The sequence below is a fragment of the Actinacidiphila acidipaludis genome, assembly GCF_019890725.1.
In the GTDB taxonomy this organism is placed as follows: Bacteria; Actinomycetota; Actinomycetes; order Streptomycetales; family Streptomycetaceae; genus Actinacidiphila; species Actinacidiphila acidipaludis.
Window position 1 is genome coordinate 38,198 of record NZ_JAINZZ010000006.1, and the last position, 15,887, is coordinate 54,084.

12 protein-coding genes and 3 tRNA genes are annotated in these 15,887 nt (G+C 72.5%); 4 read left to right on the forward strand and 11 right to left on the reverse strand.

The window, feature by feature from the left end; genetic code table 11:
• Nucleotides 1-28: 28 nt before the first annotated feature.
• From K7862_RS07255 to purS, 7 genes are all read right to left on the reverse strand, one after another.
• Nucleotides 29-640 (reverse strand): Uma2 family endonuclease, encoded by a 612-nt coding sequence (locus tag K7862_RS07255; protein ID WP_308011889.1) that lies wholly within the window; start codon nucleotides 638-640, stop codon nucleotides 29-31.
• Between the two features lie 143 nt (nucleotides 641-783).
• The gene (locus tag K7862_RS07260) at nucleotides 784-984 is read right to left on the reverse strand and encodes a DUF4177 domain-containing protein (RefSeq protein ID WP_222961603.1); all 201 of its coding nucleotides are present in this window, start codon (nucleotides 982-984) and stop codon (nucleotides 784-786) included.
• An 81-nt stretch (nucleotides 985-1,065) separates the two neighbouring features.
• A complete protein-coding gene (locus tag K7862_RS07265) occupies nucleotides 1,066-1,554 on the reverse strand; it encodes a PGPGW domain-containing protein (RefSeq protein ID WP_443611927.1) in 489 nt (162 codons plus the stop codon).
• Nucleotides 1,555-1,632: 78 nt separating this feature from the next.
• Complete coding sequence (locus tag K7862_RS07270) at nucleotides 1,633-4,653, reverse strand: FG-GAP-like repeat-containing protein (RefSeq protein WP_222961604.1); 3,021 nt, start codon at nucleotides 4,651-4,653, stop codon at nucleotides 1,633-1,635.
• Nucleotides 4,654-5,006: 353 nt separating this feature from the next.
• The gene (gene purL, locus K7862_RS07275; protein WP_222961605.1) at nucleotides 5,007-7,256 is read right to left on the reverse strand and encodes a phosphoribosylformylglycinamidine synthase subunit PurL; all 2,250 of its coding nucleotides are present in this window, start codon (nucleotides 7,254-7,256) and stop codon (nucleotides 5,007-5,009) included.
• Nucleotides 7,253-7,957 carry a phosphoribosylformylglycinamidine synthase subunit PurQ gene (purQ, locus tag K7862_RS07280; RefSeq protein WP_222961606.1) on the reverse strand — a complete coding sequence of 235 codons (705 nt, stop codon included), beginning with the start codon at nucleotides 7,955-7,957 and terminating at the stop codon, nucleotides 7,253-7,255. The genes purL and purQ overlap by 4 nt, the downstream gene beginning before the upstream one ends.
• Nucleotides 7,954-8,199 carry a phosphoribosylformylglycinamidine synthase subunit PurS gene (purS, locus tag K7862_RS07285; RefSeq protein WP_222961607.1) on the reverse strand — a complete coding sequence of 82 codons (246 nt, stop codon included), beginning with the start codon at nucleotides 8,197-8,199 and terminating at the stop codon, nucleotides 7,954-7,956. The genes purQ and purS overlap by 4 nt, the downstream gene beginning before the upstream one ends.
• A 422-nt stretch (nucleotides 8,200-8,621) precedes the next feature.
• Here purS and K7862_RS07290 point away from each other — a divergent pair, with 422 nt between their 5' ends.
• From K7862_RS07290 to K7862_RS07305, 4 genes are all read left to right on the forward strand, one after another.
• The gene (locus K7862_RS07290) at nucleotides 8,622-8,939 is read left to right on the forward strand and encodes a histone-like nucleoid-structuring protein Lsr2 (RefSeq protein WP_222961608.1); all 318 of its coding nucleotides are present in this window, start codon (nucleotides 8,622-8,624) and stop codon (nucleotides 8,937-8,939) included.
• Nucleotides 8,940-9,105: 166 nt separating this feature from the next.
• Nucleotides 9,106-9,177 (forward strand) — tRNA-Gly (locus tag K7862_RS07295).
• A gap of 30 nt (nucleotides 9,178-9,207) precedes the next feature.
• Nucleotides 9,208-9,283, forward strand: a tRNA-Gly gene (locus K7862_RS07300).
• Nucleotides 9,284-9,443: 160 nt separating this feature from the next.
• A tRNA-Gly gene (locus K7862_RS07305) sits at nucleotides 9,444-9,519 on the forward strand.
• A gap of 76 nt (nucleotides 9,520-9,595) precedes the next feature.
• Here K7862_RS07305 and K7862_RS07310 read toward each other — a convergent pair.
• From K7862_RS07310 to purD, 4 genes are all read right to left on the reverse strand, one after another.
• Entirely contained in the window at nucleotides 9,596-10,498 is a 903-nt protein-coding gene (locus tag K7862_RS07310) for a phosphoribosylaminoimidazolesuccinocarboxamide synthase (RefSeq protein WP_222961609.1), read from the reverse strand.
• Between the two features lie 162 nt (nucleotides 10,499-10,660).
• Complete coding sequence (locus tag K7862_RS07315) at nucleotides 10,661-12,148, reverse strand: N,N-dimethylformamidase beta subunit family domain-containing protein (RefSeq protein ID WP_222961610.1); 1,488 nt, start codon at nucleotides 12,146-12,148, stop codon at nucleotides 10,661-10,663.
• A 198-nt stretch (nucleotides 12,149-12,346) separates the two neighbouring features.
• Complete coding sequence (locus tag K7862_RS07320) at nucleotides 12,347-13,969, reverse strand: hypothetical protein (RefSeq protein WP_222961611.1); 1,623 nt, start codon at nucleotides 13,967-13,969, stop codon at nucleotides 12,347-12,349.
• Nucleotides 13,970-14,548: 579 nt separating this feature from the next.
• Nucleotides 14,549-15,841, reverse strand: a complete 1,293-nt coding sequence (purD, locus tag K7862_RS07325) for a phosphoribosylamine--glycine ligase (RefSeq protein ID WP_222961612.1) — start codon at nucleotides 15,839-15,841, stop codon at nucleotides 14,549-14,551.
• Nucleotides 15,842-15,887: the final 46 nt, after the last annotated feature.

Here is a 15,887-nt window from a genome sequence, read left to right on the forward strand (position 1 = left end):
TCCGCGCCCGCCCGCCGGGTCCCCTCGCTCAGCTACGAGCGGACTTCACGAGCTGCAGCAGCTCCTGGGTGTCCAGGGTCAGTCCGACAGGCTCGGGCAGGGTGATCGGCTCACCGAAGACGACGGCATGCACGTCGCGGTAACACCCGTTCGAGGGCTTGCTGTGCGCGATGACCTGGCCGGCGTCCCGGTCCACGAGAACGAAGACGGGAACGCCGGCCTCCGCGTAGGCCCGCGGCTTGTCGACCCGGTCCCGCTGTGTCGTGTCGCGGTCGTACGAGGTGACCTCGACCGTCATGAGGACCCCGCCGGGCTCGGCCCAGTCGCCGGCGTCGAGGAAGTAACCGCGCGGCGCCAGGACACCGTCCGGGATGGCCCGGCCGTTGCGGTAGGTCTCGACCTTCAGCCCCATGCCCGTATAGAGGCGACTGGGTTTGAGCTGCATGCACACGTCCTGCAGCCAGGCGATGACCTCACCGTGAAGCCCGTCCGGCATGGGCTGGACCCCCAACTTCCCACCGAGGAACTCGAACCGGAGCCCTTCCTCCGCGCGCTCGGCCTCGGCAGCCAGATGCTCGAAGACGTCCAGGCTCATCTGCGCGTGATCCCGGGTCTGCGGCCGGTCGTCCACTGCGGTCACCCCGCACCTCCCTGTAGCCGAAAGCTCACGCTCAGCTGGTGATCATATAGGGTTCACGGCTGAGCGTGAGCAGGCGACTACTCGCGCCAAGTCCCTCTGCTGACAACGAGCGTAGTGGCCGCCCGGCCACGAGGGGCGGTACGTCAGGCGCGGGGGCGCTCGAAGGTGAGGAGGAGGCCCTCGACGGCGCCGGGACCTATGCGGCCCTTCACGTCGGCCGCGGTGATGGCCTTCAGCGCCCACCCCTCCTCGGCGTGCTTGTTGAGCGTCTTCTCCAACTTGTCGCTGTCGAGGGCGTCGCCGATCAGCGACTCGCGGAAGGTGACGACCTTGTACTCGAACATGCCCGGTCCTTCGCTGTGGTTGCGTTCATACGGTCATACGAACGTGGCGGGGACAGCCAACCATGAACGGAGGACGGCGAGTCAGTCACGCGGCCGTGTGGCGTTGACCCGGCGGTAGCTCCAGACGATCAGGCCGAGCAGGATCGTGCCGGACAGGATGAGGCTGGAGCCGGTGCTCCAGCCGCCGAACGGCAGCCGCGGGAACAGGCGCGCGCCCCACACGATGCCGGCGGCGATGAGTGCGAGGCCGGCGAGCACGGACCAGGCGATGCGCCACGGGGAGGCGACGCTCGCCTCCGTCGCCTGCATCGCGCGGACGCGGACCGGCGCCTCGAACCGGGACACCGCGGGGACGGCCCGGCCGAGCACGATCAGCCCGGCCAGCACGAGCAGCAGCCCGGGGCCGGGCAGCACCAGCAGGGCGAGCCCCACCAGCAGCAGGATGACGCCGACGGTGGCCAGGACCACCCGTTTGACCGGGTGCAGCGGCTTCCGCCCGTCGGGGACGTGCGGGCGCGCCGGCTGCCGCGCCTCCCGCTCACCCTCGTCCGCCCGCCGTGCCGCACTCACCCGCCCACCGTAACCGCGCCACCCCTCCCCCCGCCGCGACCGCGCCGTCCAGGTCAGCCTTCGCGGGCGGGATCACGGTCACAGGAGGGACCGGTAGGTCTGCCACGCCCAGCCGATCTTCACGCGGGGACCGACCGCCCCCGTCCAGGCGTACCGGTAGCGCCACAGGTCACCCGCACCGTCCCGAGCGACCAGGTACGGCGACCCGTCGTCCAGCCGGCCCACGCCCACCAGGGAGTTGTAGATGTTCCAGCCCGCGCCGATCCGCTGACGCGTCTGCAGGCCTCCCTGACCCGAGGTGACGTAGTTCCACAGCACACCCGCGCTGTCGCGGGCGACCAGGGATCCCGGCTCGCCGTCGGCCGCGCCGCCCATGCCGGTCATCACGCTGTAGATGCCGAACCCCCAGCCGATCTTCACTCGGGGCGCGAACACCCCTGATGATGTCGTCGCGTACAGGTACAGATCTCCCGATGGCGTACGCGCCAGCAGGTCTGCGCGACCGTCGCCCGTGAGGTCTCCCGGCGCGATCAGGGTGTTGTAGACGTTCCAGCCGCCCCCGATGAGCGTGCGGGCCCCCGAGGGCACGAACGCCTTCCCGCACTGGCCCGCGTAGCGCCACAACTGTCCGGCGGCGTTGCGCACCAGCAGGTCGTTGCACCGGTCCCCGTCCAGGTCCGTGAAGGGGACGTAGGTGGAAGTGGTGGGCCACCCCTGAGCGCCGGGACCGGCGCCGATGCCGCCCTTGCCGTTGCCGGGCCGGACGTCGAGCCTGCCGCCGGGGGTGAGCGCGAGCAGGTCGCCCGTTCCGTCGCCGGTGAAGTCCCGCCAGGCCGCCCCTCCCCTGACGGTCAACGTTCCGGCAGTCGTGGGGGTGGCCGGCGCGGCGGAGCCGTCGGCGAACGCCGCGGACCAGGAGTAGACGCCGTCGCGGACGGCGTGGCCCGCCTGGTCGGTGTAGTCCCAGACCAGCGAGGGTGTCCAGGTACCCGACACGGAGGAACCGCTGACCGTCGCCACCACCGCCCCCGTCGAGCCACGCACGGTCAGGGCCCAGGAGGTGGCCGGCCGGGACAGGACCGGGCTCCAGCGCCACGCGTCCGCCGCGGGTACCGGTCCGGGTCCCAGATCGATGTTCCCGCTGTACCAGGGGACGGAGCCGAGGACCCAGACCGGGCCCGGCGGGACGTCGATGTGTCGCAGGTGGATCTGCTGGGCGGTGTCGACGTACGCCAGGGTGCCCGACACCTTGTCGACCGACCAGGTGATGCCGGGACCCCCGGCGGCGGTGCCGGTGAAGTCGGCGAGGTCCTGGGACGTCGCGGTGCCCGTGTGGAAGTCGGTCAGGACCAGTTTTCCGGCCGCGGTGTCGTCGCGGACCAGGAAACCGTCTCCGAGCTGCGTGGTGCCCGGGGGCACGGCGATCTCGTGGCCGTCCCGCAGGTCACGGACCCCCGCGGAGGATCCGCAGGACCAGTACAGCCACAGGCCGTCCGCCTGGAGCGAGTCCGGCACGCACGATGATCCGATGGAGACGGTCTGGGTGACGCGCCCGCTCCTGAGGTCGTACGCCTGCACGGTTCCCGCAGTGGCGCCCGGCCTCCACAGCGTGTCCGCCCACAGCGCGTTCACGCCGCCGACGAACTCCCGGTCCTGGAAGCCCGGGCGCAGCCCGACGACATCCGTGATGCCGTAGGTCTTGTCGTAGAACACGGCGTAGTCGAGCGAGGCGTCGCTGATCGCGGCCCGTTGCGCCGGGTAGCCGGCCGGCTGACGGGAGTCGTCGGGGCCGACCACCGGGGGGGAGACGGTGGTGCCGCTGCCGTCCTGACGGACGAACGACCCGTCGCCGCGCCCGACGAGCGGGCCCGTGGTCGGTCCGGTCCCGAGCGTCTGCGGGTCGCCCACGGCCGGCGGACTGTCCTGGGACACGGACCGCCTGAGCGTCGAGATCTGCTCCGGCTCATCGGTGGTGTACGCGAGTTGCCCCCCGCTCACCGAGATACCGGAGACGTGGGCCGGACTGCGCAGCGCACGCACCAGGGTGGCGGCAAACGTTCCGTCGGACGCCTGACGGATGCGCTGCACACCCCAGTCGTCGACGTCGGTGCCGCCGACGACCAGCACCGTCCCGTCAGGACCGACGGCGAGGGACGACTCCTCGGACGTCCCGGCCACGACCTCCTGTGCCGGACCGCCGGCCAGGGGGACGGCGGAGACCGCGCCGCCCCAGCGCGCCGACGCCCACTGGCCGACGAGGACGTGGTCGCCCACGAGCGCGAGTGAGCCCGCGGTGCCGTTCGGGGACACCGGCAGGGAGGTCCGCTCCGAGGGACCCGCGAGGTCGTCCCGCGACACCGTGTACAGCGATGTGCAGGAGTAGTCCGAGCAGACCCCCACCCGGTCCGCGCCGACGACGTAATGCTGCAGGCTGGGCGCGGACACGTCCGCGAAGATGCGGGTCAGCGTCCCGGTCCTGAGGTCCAGGGCGTAGGCGGGGTGGGTGTTCGGATGCGCGTCCAAGTCCACGCTGGTCAGCACGGCCATGCCGGGACCGGTCGCGGACACCCCGACGCCGCCGTTGTCGTCCGGCAGGGCGCCCGTGACCGTCCGGTCCTCGACGCCGCCGTCGGTGGCGGTCAGCAGGTGGAGCGACGTGGTGTGATCCGGCCCGCCGGTGGTGGTGAGCAGGGTGTCGCCGGTGAACGCCTCTGTCCACTGCTGGCCGTCCGGCAGAGGGATCCGTGCGGTGGTCCCGGCATCCAGGTCGACCAGATCGACACTGCGGGCACCGGGGCGCTCTTCGACGGCACCCTGCGTGTGCGCGACGTACCCCCGGGGCAGCGGTCCGCCGTCCGTGTTCGTCCCCAGGTCGATCCAGTGCCGGGACCCGTCTTCGGCCCCCAGGACGTAGCCGTGCGCGCCGAAGCCATCGACGTACGACTCGTCCGCCTGCCCCCGCAAACCGGTGTGGATCACCGTCTCAGCCGGTGCCGGGCCGTCGTCGGCGCGGGCCGATGGCGGCAGCGGCGCTGCTGCGGCGGCCAGGACGGCTGCGGCCACCACCACTCCGCGGCGGACTGCGGTACTGCGGATCACGCGCTTCCCTCCCCGGCAGGGCCCGGCGCCTGCGCGCGGGGACCTGCGACCGGCCCATGACGGCCGGATACGACGTTGGGGAGGTACTCATGGCCCGAAGGCGAGCGGGCAGGCGCGTCGCGGCCCGTGCCGGCAACGCCGGCAGAAGCGGGTGGCCCCCCAGCCCTTGATCATCCCCCCAGCAGGACAGCGCACTTTAGCAGTAGCGGCGGGCGGCGGGGAACGTCACAGAACCGGCCGGCCGCGGCGATGGCCGCTCCCGCGCCCCCGGAGAGTCCGTGAAGCGGGTCCGCCCGGCGGGGGACGTGAACTCCCCGGCCGGGCGGACCTGTTGGCGCTGAACGCCGGGCGGGCTAACCCAGCAGGCTCGGGATCGCCGTCTCGTGGGCGGCACGGAGGTCCGCCAGGGGGAGGGTGAACTCGCCCTGGACGTCGATCTCGTCGCCGTCGATCACGCCGATCCGCGTGGCCGGCAGGCCGCGCGCCCCGCACATGTCGGTGAACCGCATCTCTTCCGACCGCGGCACCGCCACGATCGCCCGGCCCGCGGACTCGGAGAAGAGGAACGTGAACGCGTCCAGGCCGTCCGGGACGACCAGCCGCGCCCCGACGCCGCCGCGCAGGCACGACTCGGTGACCGCCTGGATCAGGCCGCCGTCCGACAGGTCGTGCGCCGCGTCGATCATGCCGTCGCGGGACGCGGAGATCAGGATGTCGCCCAGCAGCCGCTCGCGGTCCAGGTCCACGGCCGGCGGCAGCCCGCCGAGGTGGTCGTGGACGACCTGCGACCACGCCGACCCGCCGAACTCCTCACGGGTGTCGCCGAGCAGGTACACCAGGTGACCGGCGTCCTTGAACGCGACCGGCGTACGCCGTGTGACGTCGTCGATGACGCCCAGCACGGCGACCACCGGCGTCGGGTGGATCGCCGTCTCACCGGTCTGGTTGTAGAGCGAGACGTTGCCGCCGGTCACCGGGGTGCCCAGCGCCAGGCAGCCGTCCGCGAGCCCGCGGGTGGCCTCCGCGAACTGCCACATCACGGCCGGGTCCTCGGGGGAGCCGAAGTTGAGGCAGTCCGAGATCGCCAGCGGCTTCGCACCGGAGGCGGCCACGTTGCGGTAGGCCTCGGCCAGCGCGAGCTGCGCACCGGCGTACGGGTCGAGCTTGGCGTACCGGCCGTTGCCGTCGGTGGCGACCGCGACGCCGAGGTTGGTCTCCTCGTCGACGCGGATCATGCCGGAGTCCTCGGGCTGCGCCAGCACGGTGTTGCCCTGCACGAACCGGTCGTACTGGTCGGTGATCCACGCCTTGGACGCCTGGTTCGGCGAGCCGACGACGCGCAGCACCTGCTCGCGCAGCTCCGCGGACGTCGCGGGCCGCGGCAGCGCGTTGGCGTCGTCCGCCTGCAGGGCGTCCTGCCACTCGGGCCGGGCGTAGGGGCGGTGGTACGTCGGGCCCTCGTGGGCGACGGACCGCGGCGGCACGTCGACGATCTGGTCGCCGTGCCAGAAGATCTCCAGCCGGGTGCCCTCGGTCACCTCACCGATGACGGTGGCGATGACGTCCCACTTCTCGCAGATCTCCAGGAACCTGTCGACCTTGTCCGGCTCGACGATCGCGCACATCCGCTCCTGCGACTCGCTCATGAGGATCTCCTCGGGCGAGAGCGTCGCGTCGCGCAGCGGGACGGTGTCGAGCTCGACCCGCATGCCGCCGGAGCCGGCGCTGGCCAGCTCCGAGGTGGCGCAGGACAGGCCCGCGCCGCCGAGGTCCTGGATGCCCGCGACGAGCTTCTCCCGGAAGATCTCCAGGGTGCACTCGATGAGCAGCTTCTCCTGGAAGGGGTCGCCGACCTGGACCGCGGGCCGCTTGGCCGGGCCGGTGGACTCGAAGGTCTCCGAGGCCAGCACGGAGACGCCGCCGATGCCGTCGCCGCCGGTGCGGGCGCCGTAGAGGATCACCTTGTTGCCGGCGCCGGACGCCTTGGCCAGGTGGATGTCCTCGTGCTTCATCACGCCGACGCACAGCGCGTTGACCAGCGGGTTGCCCTGGTAGCAGGGGTCGAAGACGACCTCGCCGCCGATGTTGGGCAGGCCCAGGCAGTTGCCGTAGCCGCCGATGCCCGCGACGACGCCGGGCAGCACCCGCTTGGTGTCGGGGTGGTCGGCGGCGCCGAACCGCAGCGGGTCCATGACGGCGACCGGCCGCGCGCCCATCGCGAGGATGTCGCGGACGATGCCGCCGACGCCGGTGGCCGCGCCCTGGTAGGGCTCGATGTACGAGGGGTGGTTGTGCGACTCCACCTTGAAGGTGACCGCGTAGCCCTGGCCGACGTCCACCACACCGGCGTTCTCACCGATGCCGACGAGCAGCGCGTCGGTCTGCGGGGCCTTCTCGCCGAACTGCTTCAGGTGCACCTTGCTCGACTTGTACGAGCAGTGCTCCGACCACATCACCGAGTACATCGCCAGCTCGGCGCCCGTCGGGCGGCGGCCGAGGATCTCCCGGATGCGGGCGTACTCGTCCTCCTTGAGGCCGAGCTCCTTCCACGGCTGCGCCGCCTCCGGCGTCTGCTCGGCCTGCTTGACGGTATCGAGACTCATGCAGAGACCAACTTCTTGAGTACCGAGGTGAAGAAGCCGAGCCCGTCGGTGCCGCCGGTGCCGACGAGCGGCTCCACGGCGTGCTCGGGGTGCGGCATCAGGCCGACGACGTTGCCCGCCGCGTTGGTGATGCCGGCGATGTCGCGCAGTGACCCGTTGGGGTTGCCGTAACCGCCGGCCGCCGGGCCGCCGGTGGCGTACCGGAAGGCCACCCGGCCCTCGGCCTCCAGCTCGTCCAGGGTGTGCTCGTCGGCGGTGTAGCGGCCGTCGATGTTCTTCAGCGGGATGGAGATCTCCTGGCCCGCGGTGTAGTCGGCGGTCCAGGCCGTGGCGGCGTTCTCGACCCGCAGCCGCTGGTCCCGGCAGACGAAGTGCAGCGCGGTGTTGCGCAGCATCGCGCCGGGCAGCAGGTGCGCCTCGCACAGCACCTGGAAGCCGTTGCAGATGCCGAGAACCGGCATTCCCGCGCGGGCCTGCTCGATGATCGTTTCCATGACGGGCGAGAAACGCGAGATCGCGCCGGCCCGCAGATAGTCGCCGTAACTGAACCCGCCCGGCAGAACGACCGCGTCGACCTGCTTCAGGTCCTTGTCGCGGTGCCACAGCGGCACCGCTTCGGCGCCCGCGACACGCACCGCGCGCTGACTGTCGTGGTCGTCGAGTGTTCCCGGGAATGTGACGACGCCAATGCGTGCAGTCACGACTCCACCTTTACATTGAAGTCCTCGATCACGGTGTTGGCGAGAAACGTTTCCGCCATCTCCCGAATGCGGGCGAGGGCGGCCTCGTCGACCGGCCCCTCGACCTCGAGTTCAAAGCGCTTTCCCTGACGGACGTCGGAGATCCCCTCGAAGCCCAGTCGAGGCAGCGCGCGCTGCACGGCCTGGCCCTGAGGGTCGAGGATCTCCGGCTTGAGCATGACGTCGACGACGACGCGTGCCACTGACACTCCCGGTGGTGTGGTGCGTGAGGTTCTCTCAGCGTACCCGGTGCCAAAATCTACGCGCGTTGATATCGCCGCGGGAGACTCCGGTCCGGGATCGGGTCCGGATCACGTTTATGTATCGGCTGACGAAATGCCTGGGGAAACCCCGGCGGAAAACATAGGGTCCCCGTGCGACAGGCAGACACCTGATGCTTGCGGCAGGGCTTCTGCGGGAATTATCAGGAACGTCGGGTATCCCCGTCCCCGCCTTTTCGTGACAACACACATGTGACTCATGTGACGTCAGCACAAATGAAAACTTGTCGACACAACCGGTTGGCCCGCCGCAACCGGGCGGACCGGCTCCGGCACCCCGCCGTGACCGCCCGTCCGAGGCGGCCCCCGGGCGAGCCGATGGCCCGAGAAAGGACCGATCCCCCATGGCGCAACGCGTACTGGTCACCCTCGCCGACGACCTGGACGGCGGCGAAGCCGCGGAAACCATCGCATTCGGCGTCGACGGACAGTGGTACGAGATCGACCTCTCGACCAAGAACGCGGACAAACTGCGCACCGATCTCGCGCCTTACGTGGAGGCCGGCCGCAGGCGAACCCTTTCCGGTCGCGCCTACAAGCGCACTCCCATCGCCCCGACGCCCGCCACCGTGCGCGCCTGGGCCCAGTCCAACGGCTTCGAGGTCCCGGCCCGCGGCCGGATCCCCAAGAAGGTCTACGAGGCGTTCAACAAGGCGGGCTGACCCGCCGGTTGGCCGGCCGGTCGATCACCTGGCGACGGGCGGCGGGGCGCGCGGCACGTGCGCGACCCGGCCGCCCAGGCCGATTGGACAGCCACCCCCACCCGTCCGCTAATGTGGTGTCCACGCCGAGGACGGGGGCCGAAAAGCCCAGGTCAGCGGAGTACATGCGGGTGTAGCTCAGTAGTAGAGCGCCCCCCTTCCAGGGGGGAGGCGCAGTGTGCAATTCCTGTCGCCCGCTCTGGTCACTGGTATAGTGATCGCAGCACGTGCGGACGTGGCTCAGTTGGTAGAGCATCACCTTGCCAAGGTGAGGGTCGCGAGTTCGAATCTCGTCGTCCGCTCCACAAGGCGAAGGCCCCGGTCATCGACCGGGGCCTTCGTCGTGTCCAGGCCCGGACCCGGCCAGCGGGCGGCTCCTGGTCGCCCCCGGGCGGCTCCCCTCGCCGGGCGGCCAAAAGGCGTTCGGGCTTCGCGGACGCATCGGGTACAGTGTCTTCACGCCCTGCGGACGTGGCTCAGTTGGTAGAGCATCACCTTGCCAAGGTGAGGGTCGCGAGTTCGAATCTCGTCGTCCGCTCCACAAAGCGAAGGCCCTGGTCATCGACCAGGGCCTTCGTCGTGTCCGGGCAAGGTGCGGGCAGGGCCGACGCCGGGGCCTACTGCCAGCTGGTGCCCGTCAGCAGCTCGTACGCCTCCACGTAGCGGGACCGGGCGCGGTCCACCACGTCCGCCGGCAGGCGCGGCGGCGGCTGCTCGCTGTGGCGGTCCCAGCCCGAGGCGCCGGAGGTCAGCCAGTCGCGGATGATCTGCTTGTCGAACGACGGCTGGGACCGGCCCGGCTGCCACACGTCGGACGGCCAGAAGCGCGAGGAGTCAGGCGTGAGCACCTCGTCGGCGATGACGAGGGTGCCGTCGTCGTCGTACCCGAACTCGAACTTGGTGTCGGCGAGGATGATGCCCCGCTCGCGTGCCATGTCCCGGCCGCGCGAGTAGACCGCCAGGGTGGCCTGACGGAGCTGGGTGGCGGTCTCGGCGCCGACCTGACGCGCGACCTCCTCGTACGAGACGTTCTCGTCGTGCTCGCCCACCGCGGCCTTGGTCGCGGGGGTGAAGATCGCGGCGGGCAGCTCGGACCCGTCGACCAGGCCCTCGGGGAGCGCGAGCCCGCAGACCGTCTGGTGCTCCTGGTACTCCAGGAGGCCCGAACCGGTGAGGTAGCCTCGGGCCACGCACTCGACCGGGACCATCCGCAGCGGGCGGCACACCATGGTGCGGCCCGCCCAGTCGGCGGGGGCGCCCTCGGGCACCTCGGTGGAGATCACGTGGTTGGGGACCAGGTCGGCGAGGCGCTCGAACCACCACAGGGACATCTGGGTCAGGATCCGGCCCTTGTCCGGGATCTCGGTCGGCAGCACCCAGTCGAAGGCCGAGGTGCGGTCGCTGGCGACCATCACCAGCTCCCCGGCCGCGTTCTGGTACAGCTCGCGTACCTTCCCGGTGTGCAGGTGGACAAGCCCCGGCACCTGGACGGGCTCGGGCTTGTCGACGAATCCGGACATGGGCGGTCCTCCCCAATCGGTGGCTCGGTCCCGATTCTCGCGCACCCGCGACCGGGCGGCGCGCACGGGATGCGGCCGGCGCCGCGCGAGGACCCCGCGGACGGCCCGCCCGGACGGAACCGATGTCGCCCGGCGACCGGCGGGACGCCGCCGGAACGGGCCTCAGATGTGCTTGCAGATCCGGTCGAGGAGATTGGCGGTCGCCCGCTGGATCCGCCCGTCGACGTGACCCGGCCGGTCCAGCGCCGGGGACCAGGCGAACGTCCCGGACGCGAAGACGTACGCACCGCTCGGCGCGCGGTACAGCGACGTCTCCTGGTGGCCGCGGCGGCCGTCCGCGCCCTGGTACGGGGAGTGCGCCAGCAGGATCCGCTCGGTGGACTCCGGCAGCGGCACCCGCGGGAAGTAGTGGTCGGCCTCGCCCGCCACGAGGTCCGGGATCTCCTCGCCCTCGGCCGCGCCGGTCGCCTCCCACAGCCAGTGGTCGGCGTTGCGGACGACCAGCGGGGACGGCTGCGGAACCCGCCCCGCGTACTGCACGCCCAGCAGCAACTGCTCGGGCCGGCCCTGGTCCCGCCACAGCGCGGTCCGGCCCGGGGCGGCGCCGCGGCGCTTGCGGCACGACAGCAGCCGGTCCCGGTCGCCGGCCGGCGAGGGCGCCAGGTCGACCTGCCAGTACATGGTGTTGGCGGACAGGAACACCAGCGAGGTGCCGGCCTCCCGGGCGGCCTCCGCGGCCCGGCGCATCGGCGGCGACCAGTACTCGTCGTGCCCGGGGAAGACCAGGCCCCGGTAGCGGGACGGATCCACACGGCCCGCGTGCAGGTCACGGGCGTCGGCGTAGGCGAGGTCGTAGCCGTAGCGCTCGGCGAAGCGCACGAAGTCGTAGGCGTGGCCGATGTGCAGGGGCAGCCCCGCGCCGGCGTAGGGGCGGTCGAAGGACACCGTGGTGGCCGCCTCCTCCTCGCCGAGCAGCCGGCCCTCGCCGTCCCACGCGTGGTACAGGCTCGCGCCCGTGCGGCCGTCCTCCGGATAGAGGTTGTACGCCTGCCAGGTGACGTCCGGCAGCAGGAGGAGCAGATCGGCGCGGGCCGTCAGGTCCCGGACGGTGAACGGGACGTGGCTGCGGAAACCGTCCGCCGTGGTCAGCACCGCCACATAGGCGCCGGGCTGCCAGGACGGCGGGACCTGCAGCCGCCACGACTGCCACCAGTGGTGGCAGGAAACGGTCCGTCCGGCGGCCAGCGGCGTGGGCTGCGCGATACCGGCCAGCCGCGGGCTCGCACTGACCTGCTGCGCGCCGTCCCCGCCGTAGTGGCCGATGCGGTAGACGTCCACCGTGTACTCCTGCGGCGGGTCGACCGTGATCCGGAAGTCGATCGCCCCACCCGGCTCGACCGCCCCTTCGGTGGCGAACCCCTTGATCTGCCGGCGTACGTCGTCCGCGGTACGCGGACCCGGCAGATGCGGCTTGCTAGGCGACTTCCCGCTGCTCACGGCCAGGTCGACGTACCAGGGAACGACCTGCCCGTCGTCGTCCAGGTACTGCGACGCGCCCCGCAGCCACGGCAGGGGGCCCTGCCCGAACGGGTCCGACGCACCGTGCGCGAGCGCCCCCGACTCCCACCGGCGGATCTGTCCGACACCCATCGCGCCCCTCCCTCCCGCGCTCCGCGTCGCGCTTCCGCGAGCGGCGGAGCAAGGATGCGGCTTTCCTACAGCACATCACACAAAGCACCACGGCGGTCACCGTTCGTGGCGTTTTCCGGGGCCAATTTGCCTACGCAGCGCGTGGTTTCGGCCATGGCCGCCGTCACGGCGCCGCTGCCACGCGGCAGGAGACCGCGGCTAGGACCGGTCGGGCCGGCCCTGGTCGAGGCGCAGCTCGACATCCAGGGGGATCCCGGTGGCCGCGAGCCACTCCCGCAGCGACGCCGGGTCGCCGTGCTCCACCAGTCCCAGCACGGGCCCGGCCAGATCCGTGCGGCGGCTCCCGGCGACCAGCAGGGCCGGGCCGTCGAGCCAGTCCAGGCCCGGGCGGGCCCCCGCGGAGTCCAGGGCGGCGCAGCACACCACCGCGGCGACGTGGTCGGCGAGCAGGTCACGCCCGGTCCGGCGCGGCACCAGCTCGTCCACCAGCCCGGTACCCCCGGCACCCCCGGCGGCGCCCAGCGCGGCCGCCCGGCCGACCGCGGCGTCCAGCCGGGCGGACAGCTCCTCCGCGCGGCCCGGCGGCGACACACGGTCCAGCACCGCCGCCAGCGTCACCCGCCCGCCGGTCTCCCCCACCAGCACCCCCCTCCCGCGCCCGTACACCGGCGACAGCGCCGGGGCGACGGACAGCGGATGCGTCTCGCTCAGGACGCGTATCAGGCGCGCCGCGTCCGACCGCCAGATCCGCTCCACGACCTCCTCGGGATAGCGCGCCCAGCTCACCGGCGCCCAGCCGCCGCCCGCACGCTCCGGTCCGGCGTGGAACAGCCTCGCGGCCAGCAGCGAGACGGCCTCGTCCACGACGCCCGGCTCCTCCAGCAGATCGCACGCCGGCCGCTCGCCCAGCCGCGACTCGAAACCTTCCGCGAGCCGGTCACGCCGGGACAGGTCGGTGAGCGCGGCCACCACGCCCGCGTCCAGCCGGGCAGGCCAGCGCCCCATGCGCCACGCGGGCAGCGCGACCCGGGTCAGCAGCCGGTCCCAGCCCGCGTACGCCAGGCCGACCTGCTCCTGGGCGACGATCCGCAGCCCGTAGTCCACCGCCTGCGCCCGCTCGGAGGCGGCCGCGGCGACCCCGCGCTCCATCTCGCCCGCGTGCACCCGGCAGCCGCGCAGCAGCAGCCGGACCGTCCAGCCCAGCAGGGCGTAGGCGGGACGCAGCGGTGCCCAGCGCCCGGCCGCCGCGATGCCCGCGGCGGTGTCGAGCCCGCGGACGAAGCGCCGCGCGGCCGCTATCTCCGGATCGGCGGCGGCGCCGGTGCCGGCCACCACGGGCGCCAGCAGCGCGCGCAGTTCGGCGATGCGCATCCACCACAGGAACGGCGAGCCGATCACCAGCACGGGCCCCGGCAGCCGGCCCGGCCGTCCGTCGCCGGGCTCCAGCCAGCTGTCGCAGTCCGGGGTGAGCTCTATCGCCTCGGGCGCCGGTACGTGCAGCCGCTCGGCGAGGTCCCGCACCATCCGGTACAGGTCGGGAGCGGCCGACTCGGTGACCGGCACGGTGGGCGCGGGCGCCGGCTTGGCCCGCAGCATCACCGCGGCCATCGCGGCCGCCGCCGCGAGCACCACGCACGCCACCGCGGTCACCCCCCAGCGTGCGGCGTCCCACCCCTGGCCGAGGCGGCCGGTGGCCGACGCGACGTGCAGCACGACGGCCGCGGCGGCCGGCAGCAGGGCGGCGCCGAGTGCGGCCCCGCGGATCCGCAGCACCGCCAGCGCGCGAGCCCGCGCGAAGGCTTCCCCTGCTTCTCCGGCCATCGGCGGTTCACCCCCAGCGCCAGTGGTGACCGCCCCGGTGACGGCCTCTTCCCCACTGTCGCACCGCCCACCGACATCGCAATGCCGTACGGCTGATTGCCGCAATGTCCTGCGGTGCGTCTGCGGGGCACCATAGTTGGGCCCCGCCGACCGGTCAGCCGTATGGCCGAGCCATCACTCCTTGGAGTGTCTTTTCAGCCGCCCCGGCCCCCCGTCGCCACGTGCGCCACCATCGCGCCTCGTCGCGCCCCTTTAGGAGCTTGCCCGGGAACGAGAGGGAAGGGGGGTACCCCTGTACTGCCCCTGCGGCACTCGTCGCTGCCAGGGGGTGGGGAGGAAGCGATCCCCGCAGGAATGTGCATCCGCCCGACCAACTGACCGGAAGTACCCGTCATGCACAGTCCGAGGAGACGCTTCCGGACTGCCCCCGACAAGTGGACGAACGGCAAGCGACAACAGGGGCGCGAGGTCCCCCGGACTTCGTCCGGGGGAAGTGCCCCCAGCGCGAGCAGCCCACCACCGGCCGCAAAGCCGGGAACGCACCGCAAGGGGCACCCCGGAAGCCGTTACCCGGGGACCTCAGGCGGAGCCGGCGGAGCCGGCACTGGCGGCTGCCGCAATATCCCCGCGATGGTGCCCACCGTCCAGCCCGATCCGCCCCACCGCCGCGTACACCCGCTCGCGGGCCACCGCCAGATCCGGCCCCGTCGCCGTGACGGACAGCACCCGCCCGCCGGCCGACACGACCCGCCCGTCGTCCTCCCGCCGCGTCCCCGCGTGCAGCACATACGCGTTCTCGTCCGCGACCTCCTCCAGCCCGGTGATCGTGTCACCGGTCCGGGGGGTGTCCGGGTAGTTGTGCGAGGCGATGACCACCGTCACGGCGGCGCCGTCGCTCCAGTGAAGTTCGGGGAACGCCGCGAGCTGCCCGGTCGCCGCGGCCCGCAGCAGCGGGGCCAGCGGGGTGCGCAGCCGGGCCAGCACGACCTGGGTCTCGGGGTCGCCGAAGCGCGCGTTGAACTCGATGACCCGCACGCCGCGCGAGGTGATCGCCAGCCCCGCGTACAGCAGGCCCGCGAACGGCGTGCCGCGGCGCCGCAGTTCGTCGACCGTCGGCTGCAGCACGGTGCGCTCGACCTCGGCGACGAGGTTCTGGTCGGCCCACGGCAGCGGCGAATAGGCGCCCATGCCGCCGGTGTTGGGGCCCTCGTCGCCGTCGAGTGCGCGCTTGAAGTCCTGGGCGGGCTGCAGCGGCACGACCGTACGGCCGTCGGTCACCGCGAAGAGCGACACCTCGGGGCCGTCCAGGTACTCCTCGATCACCACGCGGCCGGTGGGCTCCCCGCCGTCGCCGGCAGGCCCGACGCAGGCCAGCGCGTGCGCCCGGGCCGCGTCGATGTCGGAGGTGACGACGACGCCCTTGCCGGCCGCGAGACCGTCGTCCTTGACGACGTACGGCGCTCCGAACGCGTCCAGCGCCGCGTCGATCTCCTGCGCGGTGGTGCACACGTACGAGCGGGCGGTCGGCACGTTGGCCGCGGCCATCACGTCCTTGGCGAAGGCCTTGGAGCCCTCCAGCGCGGCGGCCTCACGGGAGGGGCCGAAGCAGTCGACGCCGCGCTCGCGGACCGCGTCCGCGACCCCGGCGACCAGCGGCGCCTCGGGACCGACGATCACGAAGTCCGCGCCGAGCGAGACGGCGAGGTCCGCGACCGCCGGGCCGTCCAGGATGTCGACGGGGTGCAGTTCGGCGACCTCGGCGATCCCGGCGTTGCCGGGCGCGCAGTGCAGCGACGTCACGTCGGGGTCGAGGGACAGAGAGCGGCACAGGGCGTGTTCGCGGGCACCGCCGCCGATGACAAGGACCTTCACGCGCACCAGGGTAGTGGGCGGCGTGTGCCGTGCCCGCCGTCACTCT

Excerpts from the sequence above, each read along its gene's own strand:
- K7862_RS07260 (WP_222961603.1), bottom strand. The coding sequence starts at position 984 with ATGTTCGAGTACAAGGTCGTCACCTTCCGCGAGTCGCTGATCGGCGAC.
- K7862_RS07310 (WP_222961609.1), bottom strand. The coding sequence starts at position 10,498 with ATGTCCGGATTCGTCGACAAGCCCGAGCCCGTCCAGGTGCCGGGGCTT.
- K7862_RS07320 (WP_222961611.1), bottom strand. The coding sequence starts at position 13,969 with ATGGCCGGAGAAGCAGGGGAAGCCTTCGCGCGGGCTCGCGCGCTGGCG.
- K7862_RS07290 (WP_222961608.1), top strand. The coding sequence starts at position 8,622 with ATGGCGCAACGCGTACTGGTCACCCTCGCCGACGACCTGGACGGCGGC.
- K7862_RS07315 (WP_222961610.1), bottom strand. The coding sequence starts at position 12,148 with ATGGGTGTCGGACAGATCCGCCGGTGGGAGTCGGGGGCGCTCGCGCAC.
- purL (WP_222961605.1), bottom strand. The coding sequence starts at position 7,256 with ATGAGTCTCGATACCGTCAAGCAGGCCGAGCAGACGCCGGAGGCGGCG.